The sequence below is a fragment of the Streptomyces sp. NPDC006997 genome (assembly GCF_040635175.1).
In the GTDB taxonomy this organism is placed as follows: Bacteria; Actinomycetota; Actinomycetes; order Streptomycetales; family Streptomycetaceae; genus Streptomyces.
Map to the genome: position 1 here is coordinate 136,940 of NZ_JBEYHH010000016.1, position 14,837 is coordinate 151,776.

Annotated in this window: 11 protein-coding genes; 3 read left to right on the plus strand and 8 right to left on the minus strand. The window is 73.7% G+C overall.

From position 1 onward, the window contains the following. Window positions 1-17: 17 nt before the first annotated feature. Complete coding sequence (locus ABZ659_RS18020) at window positions 18-1,307, minus strand: hypothetical protein (protein ID WP_360220378.1); 1,290 nt, start codon at window positions 1,305-1,307, stop codon at window positions 18-20. A 176-nt stretch (window positions 1,308-1,483) separates the two neighbouring features. On the opposite strand from ABZ659_RS18020, the gene ABZ659_RS18025 reads away from it, so the two are divergent. Beyond that, window positions 1,484-2,371 carry a DUF4429 domain-containing protein gene (locus tag ABZ659_RS18025; RefSeq protein WP_360220381.1) on the plus strand — a complete coding sequence of 296 codons (888 nt, stop codon included), beginning with the start codon at window positions 1,484-1,486 and terminating at the stop codon, window positions 2,369-2,371. Window positions 2,372-2,391: 20 nt separating this feature from the next. Here ABZ659_RS18025 and ABZ659_RS18030 read toward each other — a convergent pair whose 3' ends face one another. Further along, complete coding sequence (locus ABZ659_RS18030; protein ID WP_360220545.1) at window positions 2,392-3,186, minus strand: class II aldolase/adducin family protein; 795 nt, start codon at window positions 3,184-3,186, stop codon at window positions 2,392-2,394. 150 nt (window positions 3,187-3,336) lie between these two features. Between ABZ659_RS18030 and ABZ659_RS18035 the strand changes: the two genes are divergently transcribed. Continuing rightward, window positions 3,337-3,822, plus strand: a complete 486-nt coding sequence (locus ABZ659_RS18035) for a pyridoxamine 5'-phosphate oxidase family protein (RefSeq protein ID WP_360220384.1) — start codon at window positions 3,337-3,339, stop codon at window positions 3,820-3,822. A gap of 7 nt (window positions 3,823-3,829) precedes the next feature. On the opposite strand, the gene guaA is transcribed toward ABZ659_RS18035, so the two are convergent. Further along, window positions 3,830-5,407 carry a glutamine-hydrolyzing GMP synthase gene (guaA, locus tag ABZ659_RS18040; RefSeq protein ID WP_360220387.1) on the minus strand — a complete coding sequence of 526 codons (1,578 nt, stop codon included), beginning with the start codon at window positions 5,405-5,407 and terminating at the stop codon, window positions 3,830-3,832. 308 nt (window positions 5,408-5,715) lie between these two features. Between guaA and ABZ659_RS18045 the strand changes: the two genes are divergently transcribed. Beyond that, the gene (locus ABZ659_RS18045; protein ID WP_360220390.1) at window positions 5,716-6,021 is read left to right on the plus strand and encodes a chorismate mutase; all 306 of its coding nucleotides are present in this window, start codon (window positions 5,716-5,718) and stop codon (window positions 6,019-6,021) included. Between the two features lie 768 nt (window positions 6,022-6,789). On the opposite strand, the gene ABZ659_RS18050 is transcribed toward ABZ659_RS18045, so the two are convergent. The 5 genes from ABZ659_RS18050 to ABZ659_RS18070 form a co-directional block, all read right to left on the minus strand. Beyond that, on the minus strand, window positions 6,790-8,577 hold the full coding sequence (locus ABZ659_RS18050) for a GMC family oxidoreductase (RefSeq protein WP_360220393.1): 1,788 nt from the start codon (window positions 8,575-8,577) through the stop codon (window positions 6,790-6,792). Between the two features lie 60 nt (window positions 8,578-8,637). After that, window positions 8,638-10,269: a succinic semialdehyde dehydrogenase gene (locus ABZ659_RS18055; RefSeq protein WP_360220396.1), complete on the minus strand. Its 1,632-nt coding sequence runs from the start codon at window positions 10,267-10,269 to the stop codon at window positions 8,638-8,640. A gap of 104 nt (window positions 10,270-10,373) precedes the next feature. After that, window positions 10,374-11,825, minus strand: a complete 1,452-nt coding sequence (locus ABZ659_RS18060) for a serine/threonine-protein kinase (RefSeq protein ID WP_360220399.1) — start codon at window positions 11,823-11,825, stop codon at window positions 10,374-10,376. Window positions 11,826-11,833: 8 nt separating this feature from the next. Further along, window positions 11,834-13,519, minus strand: a complete 1,686-nt coding sequence (locus ABZ659_RS18065; protein ID WP_360220402.1) for a serine/threonine-protein kinase — start codon at window positions 13,517-13,519, stop codon at window positions 11,834-11,836. 81 nt (window positions 13,520-13,600) lie between these two features. Then, window positions 13,601-14,791: a serine/threonine-protein kinase gene (locus ABZ659_RS18070; RefSeq protein ID WP_360220406.1), complete on the minus strand. Its 1,191-nt coding sequence runs from the start codon at window positions 14,789-14,791 to the stop codon at window positions 13,601-13,603. Between the last annotated feature and the right edge of the window lie 46 nt (window positions 14,792-14,837).

A 14,837-nucleotide genomic window follows, 5' to 3' on the forward strand; every position in this document is an offset into this window, starting at 1 on the left:
GCGCCGCCATACCCCGCTCACTCCGTCACATCGATCACATACGCCCCCGTCTCCACGCCAGCCGCCGTCACCACCCGTACCTCCACCTTCCCCGGTTCGACATCGACCGGTACCGGGACGGTGAGCAGGCCGTCGGTGGGGTTGCTGAAGCCGCCGGAGACGGGGACCAGGGGGACATGCACATGGACAGCACCCACCCGCACGACCATCCGGGACAGCCGGTCCGCGGTCCCGGCGCCGGGCGGTACGAAACCGGCGCCGCGGATCTCGATGTCCTCGCCGGTGCGGATCGGCGCGTCCAGGTCGCCCGCCTCCCGGGCGCGCACCACGGAGAGGATCACGGGCCGCCCGCCGTCGGCGTACTTCCCGGCGAAGTAGGTCGCCGCGGACACCAGCACCACCACGGCGAGCCCCCAGGGCAGGTCGGGCAGCTGATCGGGGCGGCGGGCCAGCCGTACCGCCGCGAACAGCAGGGCGACGGCGCTGATGACGACGTACTGGATGTCGCCGAAGGTGCCCCGCCCGGAGTCGTCGGTGAGCAGGTCGGCGGCGCGCGGCCGGTGGGCCCGCACCTTCTGGAGCCGCTGCCCGAGCACCCGGACGCCGACCACCCGCCGCACCACGACGGCGATCGCGCAGACCACGGCGAGCACGGTCACCATGCCCGCGCCCCGGGCGAGTTCGAGTCCGTCGATCAGGGCGTCCCGTTCGGCGGGGCCGGAGGCGGCGGCGAGCCGACCCACCAGCACCAGCACGGCGTACGCCACGAAGAGCACCCACACCGCGGCCACCGCGCGGGAGGTGGAGAGCCGGTTGTCCTCACCGATGACGGGGGCCAGCGCGCCGCCGCGCGCCCGGTGGTACCAGGAGGCCGCGGTCAGGGCGGCGGCCAGCAGCAGCGCGGCGGCCAGACCGGCGGTGCGCGCGGCCGTCCAGCCCGAGCCGGTCGCGGTGAGCGCCTGCACCAGCAGCAGGAGCACCACGCCCGCCCACACCGTGACCGCGGTGCGGCGCCACAGCCCGGCCAGCCAGGCGTCGCCCTCGGCCCGGCCGCGATCGGCGACGAGCTGGGCGGACTGGGTCAGTTCGTCGGAGACCCACTGGCGGGAGGCCGCGGCCGAGTGCGCCACCGCGGCGGGCAGTCCGTGTCCGGCCGCGAAGCCGTCCCGCAGCCGCAGGAACGCGGCGACCGCTCGCCGGTGCCCCTCGCGGGCCCCGTGCGGACAGTCCCCGCACGTGCAGCCGCCCCCATGGGCAGCGCCGCGCGCCTCCGGCTCACCACCCCTACTCGCCTCCTGCACCGCCACGCCCCGCAACCGCCTTCCGACCGGTCGAACCCCGCCGCAGCTCCCGTAACTCCTGTGCGACGACAGCGAATTGTGCCCTACGCCCCGTGCGCCACGCCCGGCAGGTGGGAGGTCGCCGAGGACTCATGAGGGTGAAGGCACGGCCGCCGTGTTGACCCGGCTGCGAGAATCTCCGTATGGCCGAGATCATCCAGCGTGACGGGACCTGGGCCTTCGACGGCACAACGATCAGGATCACGCCGGGACTTCACCGCTCCGTGCCGTTGTTCCGGCAGACGTACGGGGAGATCGCGGTGCCGCTGGAAGCCGTCTCCAGCGTGGTCTTCGAACCGGAGCGCAAGCGCGGGCGGCTCCGGCTGCGGCTGCGCGAGGGCGCCGACCCGCTGCTGCACGCCACCGGCGGCAGGCTGCCCGACCCGGCCGACCCCTACCGGCTGGTGGTGAACGTGGACCGCTCGGGGGTCGCCGAGTACCTCGCCGAGGAGGTACGCCAGGCGCTCCTCCTCGACCAGGTGCCCAGGGACCCGACGAAGACGTTCCTGCTGCCCGGCCCGCCGGTGCCGGTGTCGGTGCGGTCGTCCGACGGGACGGTGTCCTTCGACGGCGTCCAGGTGCGGATCGACTGGAGCGCCACCTCCGACCGGGTCAAGCGCGCGACCGGCCCGCGGATCCTCGCCCTCGGTGAGCTGGTGCAGGTGGAGTGGCTGCCCAACACCGGCTACGAGAACGGGTTCCTGCGGTTCGTGACCCGGGAGACGGCGTACTCCAAGATGCCGCCCGAGAAGGACCCGTACGCCCTGGACCTGTGGGGCAGCGCCCGGCGTGACCTGCTGACCGCGCTGGTCGCCACGGCGGTCACCGCCCGGCTGCCGCACCCGTCCACCCGCACGGGGGCGCCGCTGGCCCGGCTCCCGCACCAGCCGACGGCCGCGCTGCCGCCGACCGCCGACCACCACGACGTCCTGCTGCGCCGCCTGCGGGAGCTGGGCGAGCTGCACCGTGACGGGGTGCTCACCGACGAGGAGTTCGCCCGCACCAAGGCGGCGGTGCTGCGGGAATTCTGAGCGCGCCCGGTGAGCGGGGCTCAGCTCAACAGGTCCGGCTCGCTGCGGCTGATGTCCTGCCACAGCGGCTGGTAGTTGATCCACGCCATGAGGTCGCCGCCGAGCTGTTCCCGGGTGGCGACGGCCTGCTTGTGGTCGATGAGGACGGGGCGGCCCGCGGCCCGCGCGGTGAGCTGGACCTGGCAGGAGCGTTCCATGGACAGGAACCACCAGGCCGCCGCGTCCACCGAGCCGCCGACCGTCAGCAGCCCGTGGTTGCGCAGCACCAGCGCCTTGCCCGAGCCGAGCGCGGCGGCGATCCGGCGGCCCTCCGCGGCGTCGACGGTGACGCCGCTGTAGGAGTCGTACAGGGCGTGGTCCTCGTAGAAGGCGCAGCTCTCCTTGGTGATCGGGTCGAGGAGTTCCCCGAGCGCGGCCAGGGCGCGGCCGTGCACGGAGTGGCAGTGGGCGACGGCGACGACGTCGGGGCGGGCGGCGTGCACCTGGGCGTGCACGGTGAAGGCGGCCTGGTTGACGTGGTAGGCGCCGTCGATGACCTGGCCGTCCTGGTTGGCCAGCACCAGGTCGCTCACCGTGACATGGCCGAACGGCAGCCCGAAGGGGTTGACCCAGAAGCAGTCGGAGAACTCCGGGTCGCGGGCCGTGATGTGCCCGGACACCCCGTCCTCCAGACCGGACCGTCCGAAGATCCGCAGCGCGCCCGCGAGGCGTTCCTTGCGGTGGCGGCGCTCGTCCTCGACGGAGTCGTGCCGCGGCGGCATGGCGAACCGCAACCGGTCGGTGGGCTGGGGTTGAGGGGGGTTTGGCCCGAGCATGGGTCCTCCGGCGCTGGGTTCCGTCACGGGCGGGAAGTTACCCTCGGTCAGCCCAGGATGACAGGGCCACGCGGACAATCGGCACCCACCCGCGACTCGGGTACCCGATACCTGACAGGGGATGTCGGGAATCGGCGCGAGACTGCCGCCATGGCACCTGTCACGGCGACGAACTGGGCCGCGTTCACCGCGGCCGAACCCGCACTGGCCCGGACGGTCGAGGAACGCTTCGGGGCGTTCACCCACCACGTCCTGGCCACCCTGCGCAGGGACGGCTCCCCCCGAACCAGCGGCCTGGAGGTCCGCTTCCTCGACGGCGAGCTGTGGCTCGGCATGATGCCGGGCTCGCTCAAGGCGCTCGACCTGCGCCGCGATCCGCGCTTCGTGCTCCAGGCCAACCCGGGCGGCGGCACCGGCATGGGCGGCGGGGACGTGCGCGTGGCCGGGCGGGCGGTGGAGGAGCGGGACCCGGCGCGGAAGGCCAGGTACGGCGAAGAGGTGGAACCGCCGGAGCCGTTCCTCCTCTTCCGCGCCGAGCTGACGGAGGTGGTCCGCACCTCCGTCGAGGACGACACCTACCTGGTCGTCCAGGTCTGGCAGCCCGGCCACGCCCTGCGCACGGTCAAGCGCACGTGAGGGCCGGCTACTCCCACTCGATCGTCCCCGGCGGCTTGCTGGTCACGTCCAGCACCACCCGGTTGACGTCCGCCACCTCGTTGGTGATGCGGGTGGAGATCTTCGCGAGGACGTCGTACGGCAGCCGCGACCAGTCGGCGGTCATGGCGTCCTCGGAGGAGACCGGGCGGAGCACGATCGGGTGGCCGTAGGTGCGGCCGTCGCCCTGGACGCCGACGCTGCGGACGTCGGCGAGCAGCACCACCGGGCACTGCCAGATGTCGCGGTCGAGTCCGGCCGCCGTCAGCTCCTCGCGGGCGATGGCGTCGGCCTCCCGCAGCAGGTCGAGCCGCTCCTTGGTGACCTCGCCGACGATCCGGATGCCGAGGCCCGGGCCGGGGAACGGCTGGCGCTGGACGATCTCCTCCGGCAGGCCCAGCTCCTGGCCGACCATGCGGACCTCGTCCTTGAACAGCTTGCGCAGCGGTTCGATCAGCTGGAACTCCAGGTCCTCCGGGAGCCCGCCGACGTTGTGGTGGGACTTGATGTTGGCGGTGCCGGTGCCGCCGCCGGACTCGACGACGTCCGGGTAGAGGGTGCCCTGCACCAGGAACTCCACCGCGGGGCCCTCGTCGGCGATGATCTCGGCCTGCGCCTGCTCGAAGACGCGGATGAACTCCCGGCCGATGATCTTCCGCTTCTCCTCGGGGTCGGAGACCCCGGCCAGCGCCTTGAGGAACCGCTCCTCGGCGTCCACGACCTTCAGCTGGACGCCGGTCGCGGCGACGAAGTCCTTCTCGACCTGCTCGGTCTCGCCCTTGCGCATCAGTCCGTGGTCGACGTACACGCAGGTGAGCTGGGAGCCGATGGCCTTCTGGACGAGGGCGGCGGCGACCGCGGAGTCCACGCCGCCCGACAGCCCGCAGATCGCGCGCCTGTCGCCGACCTGGGCGCGGATCGCCTCGACCTGCTCCTCGATGACGTTCCCGGTGGTCCAGTCCGGCTTCAGCCCGGCGCCGCGGTACAGGAAGTGCTCCAGCACCTGCTGGCCGTGCGTGGAGTGCATGACCTCGGGGTGGTACTGGACGCCGTACAGCTTCTTGTCGTCGTTCTCGAAGGCGGCGACCGGGACGACGTCCGTGGACGCGGTCACGGTGAAGCCCTCGGGGGCGGCGGAGCAGGCGTCGCCGTGGGACATCCACACCGACTGCTCGTCCGGGGTGCCCTCGAAGAGGGTGGACGACGCCTTGGAGACGTGCAGCGGCGTACGGCCGTACTCACGGGCGCCGGTGTTGTCGACGGTGCCGCCGAGGACCTGCGCCATGAGCTGGAAGCCGTAGCACATGCCGAAGACGGGGACGCCGGACTCGAACAGCTCGTGGTCCAGGCGCGGGGCGCCCTCCGCGTACACCGACGAGGGGCCGCCGGAGAGGATGATCGCCGCCGGGTTCCTGGCGAGCATCTCCGCCACCGGCATGGTGCTCGGCACGATCTCGCTGTAGACCCGCGCCTCGCGGACGCGTCGGGCGATGAGCTGGGCGTACTGCGCGCCGAAGTCGACGACCAGGACGGTGTCGGGGGCGGCGGCGGGGGTCGCTGGTGACACGGGTTGCCTTCCGGCGGCTGGAAAGGGGTGGTGGCACCGATTCTACGGGGCGCCCGCGCGTGATCCCCGTCTCAGGATGCGAACCCGCCTCCGGCCTCCCCGCTCCCCCGGGCATACTGGCCCCATGCTCACGCACCAGACCTACGTCTTTACCTATGGCGACCGGCCCACCGGCTGCCATGGTCGTGCTGCTTGAGCAACTGACAAGCCACATTCCAGGCGCCCCGGGCCGACAAGGTCCGGGGCGCCTGGCGTTGCGCGGACCGTGCCGCTCCGGGACCCCGGCCCACCCCTCGCAAGGAGTCCCCATGGCCACCCTCGACACCTCCTCCCCGCACTCCCTCACCGTGACCGGCGCCCGTACCGCCGACGCCGCCGAGGTGATCAACGGCGCCCGGGAGCGCATCGACGCGCTCGACGACCGGATCATCGGTCTGATCCAGGAACGGATGGCGGTCTCCGCCGTCATCCAGGACGCCCGGATCTCCTCCGGTGGCCGCCGGGTGAACCTCTCCCGGGAGATGGAGGTCCTCGCCCACTACCGGGACGCGCTGGGCAGGCCCGGTACGACCCTGGCGATGACGCTCCTCGAACTGTGCCGGGGCCGGATCTGAGCCCCGTCCGCTCCCGACTCTCACCCGTACGGCGCGTGACGCGCCCCGCCCGGCCTCGTTGTTCCGGGTGTCCGTGCCAGCCAGGGGCGGGCCCGAGAGAACCACGCGTGGCTCACTGGAGCGATGAGACGTACGGATCGTGCCGTGCGTCGTGGGACCTCGCTCCGGACAGTGACCGGACGGCAGGGGACAGCAGCCCGGTCACCCAAGAGAACGGTCGGCCCCGGGGACGCCCGGGGCCGACCGCCGGACCGCCCAGCGGCAACCAGAGACCCGATCCCACCGAGACCAGCGGCGCACTCCCCCGGCGCCGCTCCCCGCGCACCGGCGAGGCCCTGACGCCGGTGCTGACGGAGAAGGGCCCCGCGGCCGAGCGCCGCGGGGCCCTTCGCTGTGCGCACACGGGACCCACTATGTGACACAGGCCACATGAGAATTCCGTGGGAGCCGGGACAACCATTGCCCGGCGTCGCGGATCAAACCTGCTGTACCGAGGGTCACACCCCCACCAAGCCCGCACAGAGGTCAGAGGTCTCATGAAACTGCGCCGCGCGATCGCCGCGGTGGCCGCGACGGCCCCGCTGGCGCCGCTGGCGGCTCCGTCCGCCTTCGCGGTACGGCGACGAAAGGCCGGCCCCGACGCCTGACCGGACCACCGGCGCCGTCGGCGCCGACGGGTGCTGACGGGTGCTGACCACCGCGGAGGCACCGCGCACAGACAGGGGGACCTGCGCTCGGAGGGGGGCGCAGGTCCCTCCTCACATCCGCCTAGCCTTCCTTCGGCGGCACCACCGGTACCGGCAGCAGTGGCAGCCGCAGCGCGCCGAACGCGTCCGCGGGGACCGCCGGTGCCTTCGGCTCGACCGGTCGCAGGCGCTCGTACGCCGCTCCCTGGGCGGGGCGGGGGTCGGCCTCGCCCTTGTTGGGCCAGTACGACATCGCGCGTTCGGCCTGCGCGGTGATGGTGAGGGACGGGTTGACGCCCAGGTTCGCGGAGACCGCGGCGCCGTCGACGACGGAGATGCCGGGGTGGCCGTACAGACGGTGGTACGGGTCGATCACGCCGGTCTCGCGGGAGGCGCCGATGGGGCAGCCGCCGAGGAAGTGGGCGGTGAGCGGGGTGCCCATCAGCTCACCGATGTTGGAGCCCGCGAAGCCGTTGATCTCGGCGGCGATCGCGGACGCGCCCTCCGTGGCCGCCCTGATCTGCTTGGGGTTGGGCGCGCCGTGGCCCTGCCGGGCGGTCAGCAGGCCCTTGCCGACGCCGTCCGGTTTCAGGTACGTCGTCAGGGAGTTGTCCACCGACTGCATGACCAGGCCGATGATGGTCCGCTCCGACCAGCGCCGGTTGGACAGCGACCGCAGCACCAGCAGCGGGTGCCGGGCGGCGTTGCGCAGCCAGGCCAGCGCGCGGGAGGAGCCCTCGGCGTACGGCACCTGGAGGATGGACAGGCCGCCCATCGCGTTGGAGCCCTTGCCGTAGCGGACCGGTTCGATGTGGGTGTCGGCGTCCGGGTGGATGGACGACGTGATGGCGACGCCGCGGGTGAAGTCGGCCCTGGCGTGCCCGGTGAGCTTGCGGTAGCGCCGGTCACTGGTCTGGGCGCCGACCAGGGCCTCGGAGTTGGTGCGGGTCAGCTCGCCGAGCCGGTCGGATATGCGCGGCAGCTGCCCGCCCGCCCGCATCCGGTGCAGCAGGGTCTGGGTGCCGTAGGTCCCGGCGGCGAGGACGACGCGCCGGGCGGTGAGGACGCGGCCCTCGCCCTTCTTACGGTTGCCGGTCGGCACGGTGGTGACGGCGTAGCCGCCCCGGGAGTCGTCGGTGAGGGAGACGACCGTGGTCATCGGGTGGACGACGGCGCCCGCCTTCTCGGCGAGGTGGAGGTAGTTCTCGGTGAGCGTGTTCTTCGCGCCGTGGCGGCAGCCGGTCATGCACTCGCCGCACTCGTTGCAGGCGGTGCGCGCGGGCCCGGCCCCGCCGAAGTACGGGTCGGGCGCCTTCTCGCCGGGTGCGGCCTTCGCCTTGCCGTCGGCGTCCGCGCCGTCGCCGAAGAACACGCCGACCGGCGCGAGGTGGAAGGTGTCGCCGACGCCCATCCGCTCGGCCGCCGCCTTCAGATGGACGTCGGAGGGGGTCATGGTCGGGTTGAGCCGCACCCCGAGCATCCGCTGGGCCTGGTCGTAGTACGGCTTCAGCTCCTCCTGCCAGTCCGTGATGTCCCGCCACTGGGGGTCCTCGAAGAACGGCTTGGGCGGGACGTAGAGGGTGTTGGCGTAGTTGAGGGAGCCGCCGCCGACGCCCGCGCCTGCCAGGACCATGACATTCCCGAGCAGGTGGATGCGCTGGAGGCCGTACATGCCCAGCTTGGGGGCCCACAGGTAGTTCTTCAGGTCCCAGGAGTTCCGGGGGAGCGTCTCGCGGGTGAAGCGGCGGCCCGCTTCGAGGACGCCGACGTCGTACCCCTTCTCCGTGAGGCGCAGGGCGGTCACGGAGCCGCCGAAGCCTGAGCCGATGACGATGACGTCGTAGTCGTAGCCACGGGTGTCCTGGGGCACGGTCGCTCCTCCTTGAGTACGTGCGGGGCCGGCAAGGGCGGCGGGTGGGGGCTGGTTGGTCTAGCGGAACCGGAACGCCTTCATCAGGCGCAGGCTGCGGGTCATGAAGGCGGCGTACCGCTCGTCGTCCATGCCGAGCGCGGGCGCCATCGGCAGCAGCCGCTGGTGGGCGACGGTCTGGGCCTCGGTGTACTTGAGGATGCCCTCCGCGCCGTGGCGGCGGCCGAGCCCGGAGTCCTTCATGCCGCCCATCGGGGACTGGACGCTGCCGTAGGCGGCGGCGTACCCCTCGTTGATGTTGACGGTGCCGCTGCGCAGCCGGGCGGCGAGGTCGCGGCCCCGGCGGGCGTCCCGGGTCCAGACCGAGGAGTTGAGGCCGTACGGCGTGGCGTTGGCGCGTTCCACCGCCTCGTCGTCGGAGCCGAACCGGTAGACGGCGACGACCGGCCCGAAGGTCTCGTCGGAGCAGACGGTCATGGAGTCGGTGACGCCGTCGAGGATGGTCGGCTCGTAGAAGTACGGTCCGACGTCCGGGCGCGCGGTGCCGCCCGCGACGACGGTGGCGCCCTGCTCCACGGCCTCCTCCACGTGGCGGGTGACGGTCTGGAGCTGGCCCGGCCCGACCAGCGAGCCCATGTCGGCGCCGTAGGCGAGGGAGGTGCCGAGCCGCATCGCCCTGGTGCGGGCGGCGAAGCGCTCCAGGAAGGCGTCGGCGACCGACTCGTGGACGTAGAGCCGCTCTACGGAGATGCACAGCTGGCCCGCGGAGGAGAAGCAGGCCCGGACGGCGCCCGCGGCGGCCTTGTCGAGGTCCGCGTCGTCGAGGACCAGCATGGCGTTCTTGCCGCCGAGTTCGAGGGAGACGCCGACGAGCCGGGCGGCGGCGCCCCGCGCGACCTCGCGGCCGGTGCGGGTGGAGCCGGTGAAGGACACGTAGTCCGCGTGCCGGACGACCTCCGGCCCGACGACCGGGCCGTCCCCGAGGACGACCTGCCAGACGTCGGCGGGCAGTCCGGCCTCGACGAGCAGGTCCCGCGCCCAGAGCGCCGTGAGGCAGGTCTCCGTGTCCGGCTTCATCACGACCGCGTTCCCCGCGACGAAGGCGGGCAGCGCGTCGCCGACCGACAGCTCCAGGGGGTAGTTCCAGGGCGCGATCTGGCCTACGACGCCCCGCGGATGGCGCAGTTCGGTGACCCGGGTCAGCGCGGGTACGGCGCCCGCGTGCCGCTTGGGCTTCAGGTAGGCGGCGGCGCGGCGGCCGTAGTGCCGGGCGGCGACGGCGACGGCCTGCACCTCCTCGTGGGCGTGCAGCCGGGCCTTGCCGGTCTCCAGCTGGATCAGGTCGAGGATCTCGCCCTGGCGTTCCAGGACCAGGTCGTGGAAGCGGAGCAGGACGGCGGCCCGCTGCCGCAGCGGCGTCCGGGCCCACACCTGCTGTGCGGCGCGGGCGGCGGCGAAGGCGCGCGCCACGTCCTCGGGCGTGGACTCCGGCAGGTCGGCCAGCTTCTCGCCGGTGAACGGCGTGTGGTTGGCGGTCCGGCCGGAACCGGTCACGCCCTTGGTGAGGTGGGCGACCAGTTGGGGGGTGACCACATCGGCGGCGGTACGGGCGCCCGCCGGGGCGGGGGCGAGGGGGTTGGTGCCGCTGCGACCGCTCCCGGCGGTCTCTTCCATGGCCTGCGCGTCCGTCATGAGCCGCAGAGTATGCCGGGGGGCGAGGTTTGTGTACCCGTCGGTAACGCGGATTCACCGAGCGCACACAACACGCCAGTGAACGCTGGCAACAAACGCGCTGATCAGGGCGTAGTTCGAGAGGAAAGGAAGGGCGACTGGTCGTTTCCTATCTCCAGCCGGTCACGGGCGCCCTCGAAGACCTCGGTGCCCTCCCGTTCGTCGGCGGTGCCCCGGGGCATGTCGACGCGCAGCTGGTACATCCGCCGGTCGCCGGTGCGGAACAGCAGCTCCAGCGCGCGGGCGGGGGAACCGTCCGACCGGAGGTACGCCGTGTCGGCGACGACGGCCTCCTGGCCCCGCACGCTGGTGCGGGTGTAGCGCGTGCGCGCCCCGTCCCAGTGCTCACGTGCCCGGCGCGCCTGGCTCATCGGGGAACGGGGGGCGGCGTCCCACTGGGTGAGCCGGACCTGGACCGGCGCGTCGGCGTCGGCGTACACCACCAGCCGGGGCGGATCGGCGGGCCCGCCACGCCGCGCGGACTCCGCGTAGCCGACGGGGAGGGCGAGCACGGCGTCCATGTCCGGTTCGTGATGCTCCGTCCAGGTCACCCCGGCGCTCGCGGTCTCGGCCGTGGCGGGCGGGAGCAGGGCGGCGCCGAGGAGGACGACGGTCAGCAGCAGCGCGCTGAGGAGGGGGAGGGCGGCGGGGTGCCGGAGAGGGTGGCGGGGGCTGCCCGGCACCCTCTCCGGCACCGGCACCGGCGTGTCGTACGCCGTCTCGGCCTGAGCCTCGCTCACCTCTCCCGTGACCGCTTCCTCCCGCTCCCCCGGCGCCTCCACCCCGGCCACCGCCGCCAACCCGGCGGCCACCTCCCCGGGGTCCGGGCGCCGGGCCGGGTCCGCGTCCAGGAGCCGTACGAGCAGCGGTTCCAGCGGCCCCCCGTCCGCCACGGCCGCGTCCAGCAGCGCCCCCAGCGACCACAGGTCGGACGCCGGACCCGCGCCGCGCCCCGCGGCCCGCTCGGGCGCGACGAACCCCCCGTCGCCGTCCAGGTCGCCCGCGAACCCGAAGTCGGTGAGGACGACCCGGCCGGTGCCCGACTCGACCAGGACGTTGGTCGGCTTCAGGTCCCGGTGCACGATCCCGACGGAGTGCGCGGCGCGCAGCGCGCCCAGCACGGCGAGGCCGATCCGGGCGGCCTCGGGCGGGTCGAGCGGCCCGCGCCCGGTCAGCGCGCGCAGGGTCTCGCCCCGCACCAGCTCCATGACGATCCAGGGGAGCCCGTCGGCCCCGTCGCCCTCCCCCACCACCACGTCGTGCACGGACACGGCCGACGGGTGGTCGACGCGGGCGGCGGCGCGGGCCTCGTGGTGGAGCCGGTGGGCGGCGCGCCGGTACGCCTCGCCCTCCGGGTCGCCCGGTAACCGGGGCTCCTTCACGGCGACCTCCCGCCCCGCCCGCTCGTCGTACGCCCGCCAGACGGTGCCGGTGGCGCCGGAGCCGAGGGGCTCGACGAGCCGGTAACGCCCGGCGAGCGGCGGTCCGCCGCCCTGCTGTGCTGCGCCGTCAGTCATGTCTCGGTCTACCGGCTCCTGATGTCCCAGTTGTCGAGCACGACGCGCGCGATCTCCCGGCTGTCGTCCACGAAGTGCCCGTCGCCGGGGCCGTCGATGGAGAGCCGGTACAGGTCGCCGTTCTTGGCGACGTAGTAGTAGATGCGGTACTCGCGTCGGCTCGGGTTGGTGTCGCCGGTCGTGTAGGCGATCGTGTTCTCGGCGGCCTTCGCGCCGTGGTAGGTGGTCTCCTTCGGCTCGCCCCTGGGGGCGGGCTCGGAGGCCATGTTCCAGCCGTACTCGCCGTCCTTGAGCGTGTCCCAGTCCGCGTACGCCTGGTCGAGGGCCCGGCCGGGGATCTCGCCGTCCGCGTCGTCCTTCTTGATGTCGCGGTCCGCGGTGACCGACATCAGCCCGCTGGGATCGGCGTACGTGGCGACCGTCCCGTCCGAGTCCTCCGCGGGCGGCAGCTTCTTGAACCCGTCCGGCAGCGCGACGCTCACGCCGACCTTTTCGCCCAGGTCGTGCGTCTTCCAACCGTCCGGCAGCGGTCCCGCGAACGGGTCGGCGACCACCAGGTACGCCGCCACCGCCGCCGCGACGACCACCGCGCCGAGCCCGAGCAGGGCCTTGCGGCCGACCCGGACGCCGGGCGGCTGCGGGGCGGGACCGGCGACGGTCACGACCTGCGTCGGCGCGGGCTCCGGGGGCTTCGCCGTGGCCTCCAGCAGGGCGCGCACCTGGGCGGCGTGCGGGCGGCGCGCCGGGTCCTTCTGGAGCAGGCCGTTGATGGCGTCGGCGAGCGGGCCCCGCGCGGTCGCGGGCGGCGCGGGCGTGGCGTTGAGGACGGACTGGAGGGTGGCGGGCGTGTTGCTGCGCCGGAACGGCGACACGCCCTCCGTCGCCGCGTAGAGCACGACGCCCAGCGACCACAGGTCGGAGGCGGCGCCGGGGCGCTGGCCGAGCACCCGCTCCGGGGCGATGTACTCGGGGGAGCCGACGAAGCCGCCGGTGTCGGTGAGGTTGGTCTCGCCCTCGATCTGGGCGATGCCGAAGTCGGTGAGGACGACCCGGTCGTGCCGTCCGAGCAGGACGTTGTCCGGCTTGACGTCCCGGTGCAGGATGCCGGCCGCGTGCGCGGCCTCCAGCGCGCCGAGCACTTCCAGGCCGATGCGGGCGGCCTCGCGGGCGTCGAGCGTGCCCTCCTGGAGGGCGGCGCCGAGGGAGCGGCCGTGCACCAGCTCCATGACGATCCAGGGCTGGCCGTCCACCACGGCCACGTCGTGCACGTTGACGACGGCCGGGTGGTCGAGGCGGGCGGCGGCGCGGGCCTCGCGGCGCATCCGCTCGAAGGCGTTGGCCCGTTCACGCTCGGGAAGGTGGTCCGGGACGCGCGGTTCCTTGACCGCGACCTCACGGTCCACCGTCTCGTCCTTGGCCCGCCAGACCGTGCCCATGCCGCCGTGCCCGAGCTTGGCGACCAGCCGGTAGCGCCCGGCGATCAGCCGCCCGGCGCCGGGGTCGGCGGGGGGTGCGGCGGGCGCGGCGGGCCCCGTGGGCACGGCGGGCCGGGGCGGTACGGCCGGAGGCGCCACCTGGGTGGGTGCCAGGTAGGGGTTGTCCGGGTGGGGCAGGCCGGCGGGCGGGTTGGGCGGTTGCAGACCGAAACTCGTCGGCTCGTCGGCCCCGTAGCGGGCTCCCCCGTTGCTGCTCATGGGTTCATGCATATCGCGCCGGGCGCGTCCGGAGCCACCACGAGCGCTCCGCGGTCACAGACCCGTGACGCGGCTTGCCGCTTATCTCCCATTTACGCCCGTGCCGGGGCTGGTGCTCGTGGCCGGGGTCGGGGTCGTGGTCGGGGTCGTGGTCGTGGTTGGGGTCGTGGTCGTGCTCGCGGTAGCGGTCGCGGTCGCGGTCGCGGGCGACACCGTCGGCGGCCTGGTGCTCCTCGGCGGCGAGGTGGTCGTCACGGTCGTCACCGTCCCCGGCGTCGGCCCCACCGGCCTACCCTCCCCGCTGAACAGCAGCGCCACCGCCGACACCCCCGCCACCGCCACCGCGGCCACCAGCACCACCCCCGCCAGCAGGCTCCTGCGCGGCCGTACCGTCCGCACCGGCTCCGGCGCACCGGGCCGCAGCTCCGGCTCCGGCATCCGTCCCGTCGCCCGGAACTCCCGCAGCATCCGCTCCGCCTGCCCCGCGTCGAGCCGCCGGTCCGGGTCGCGCTCCAACAGCCCCAGGACGACGGGCAGCAGCGGCCCGACCTCCTCCGGCGGGCGGATCTCGTCGGACAGCACGGCGTGCAGGACGCCGCCCAGCGAGTCCCGGTGGAACGGCGACCGCCCGCTCAGCACCGCGCACAGCAGCGCCCCCAGCGACCACAGGTCGGCCGCGGGGCTCGTACCGCCCCCGGACATCCGCTCCGGCGCGGTGTACTCGGGCGAGCCGACGAAGGTGCCGTTCTCGGTGAGCGTGGTCGCGCCGGGGATCTGCGCCACCCCGAAGTCGCTGAGGACGACCCGGTCGCTGCCGGTCTCGACCAGGACGTTGGCGGGCTTGATGTCCCGGTGCAGGATGCCCGCCGCGTGCGCGGTGCGCAGCGCCCCGAGCAGCCCGATGCCGATCCGGGCGGCCTCGTCCACGTCGACGGGCCCCCGCTCCGCGATCCGGTCGGCGAGCGAGTCGCCGTCCACGAACTCCATCACCGTGTACGGGCGTTCGTCGTGCTCGACGACGTCGTGGACCACGATGATGTGCGGGTGCCGCAGCCGGGCCACCGCCCGCGCCTCGCGCAGGGTGCTCTCCCGCTGCCGTCGCGCCTCGTCGGCGGTGAGCGAGGGGTCGAGGAACAGTTCCTTGACCGCGACCCGGCGCCCGAGCAGCCGGTCGGTGGCCCGCCAGACGACACCCATGCCGCCCCGCCCGAGCGGGGTCTCCAGCCGGTAACGCCCCGCTATGACACGCCCGTCCGACCTCTCGGTCCCCATGCGTCTCATCATGCCGCAGGAGGCGAGGGCGACTCCCTGGTCAGAG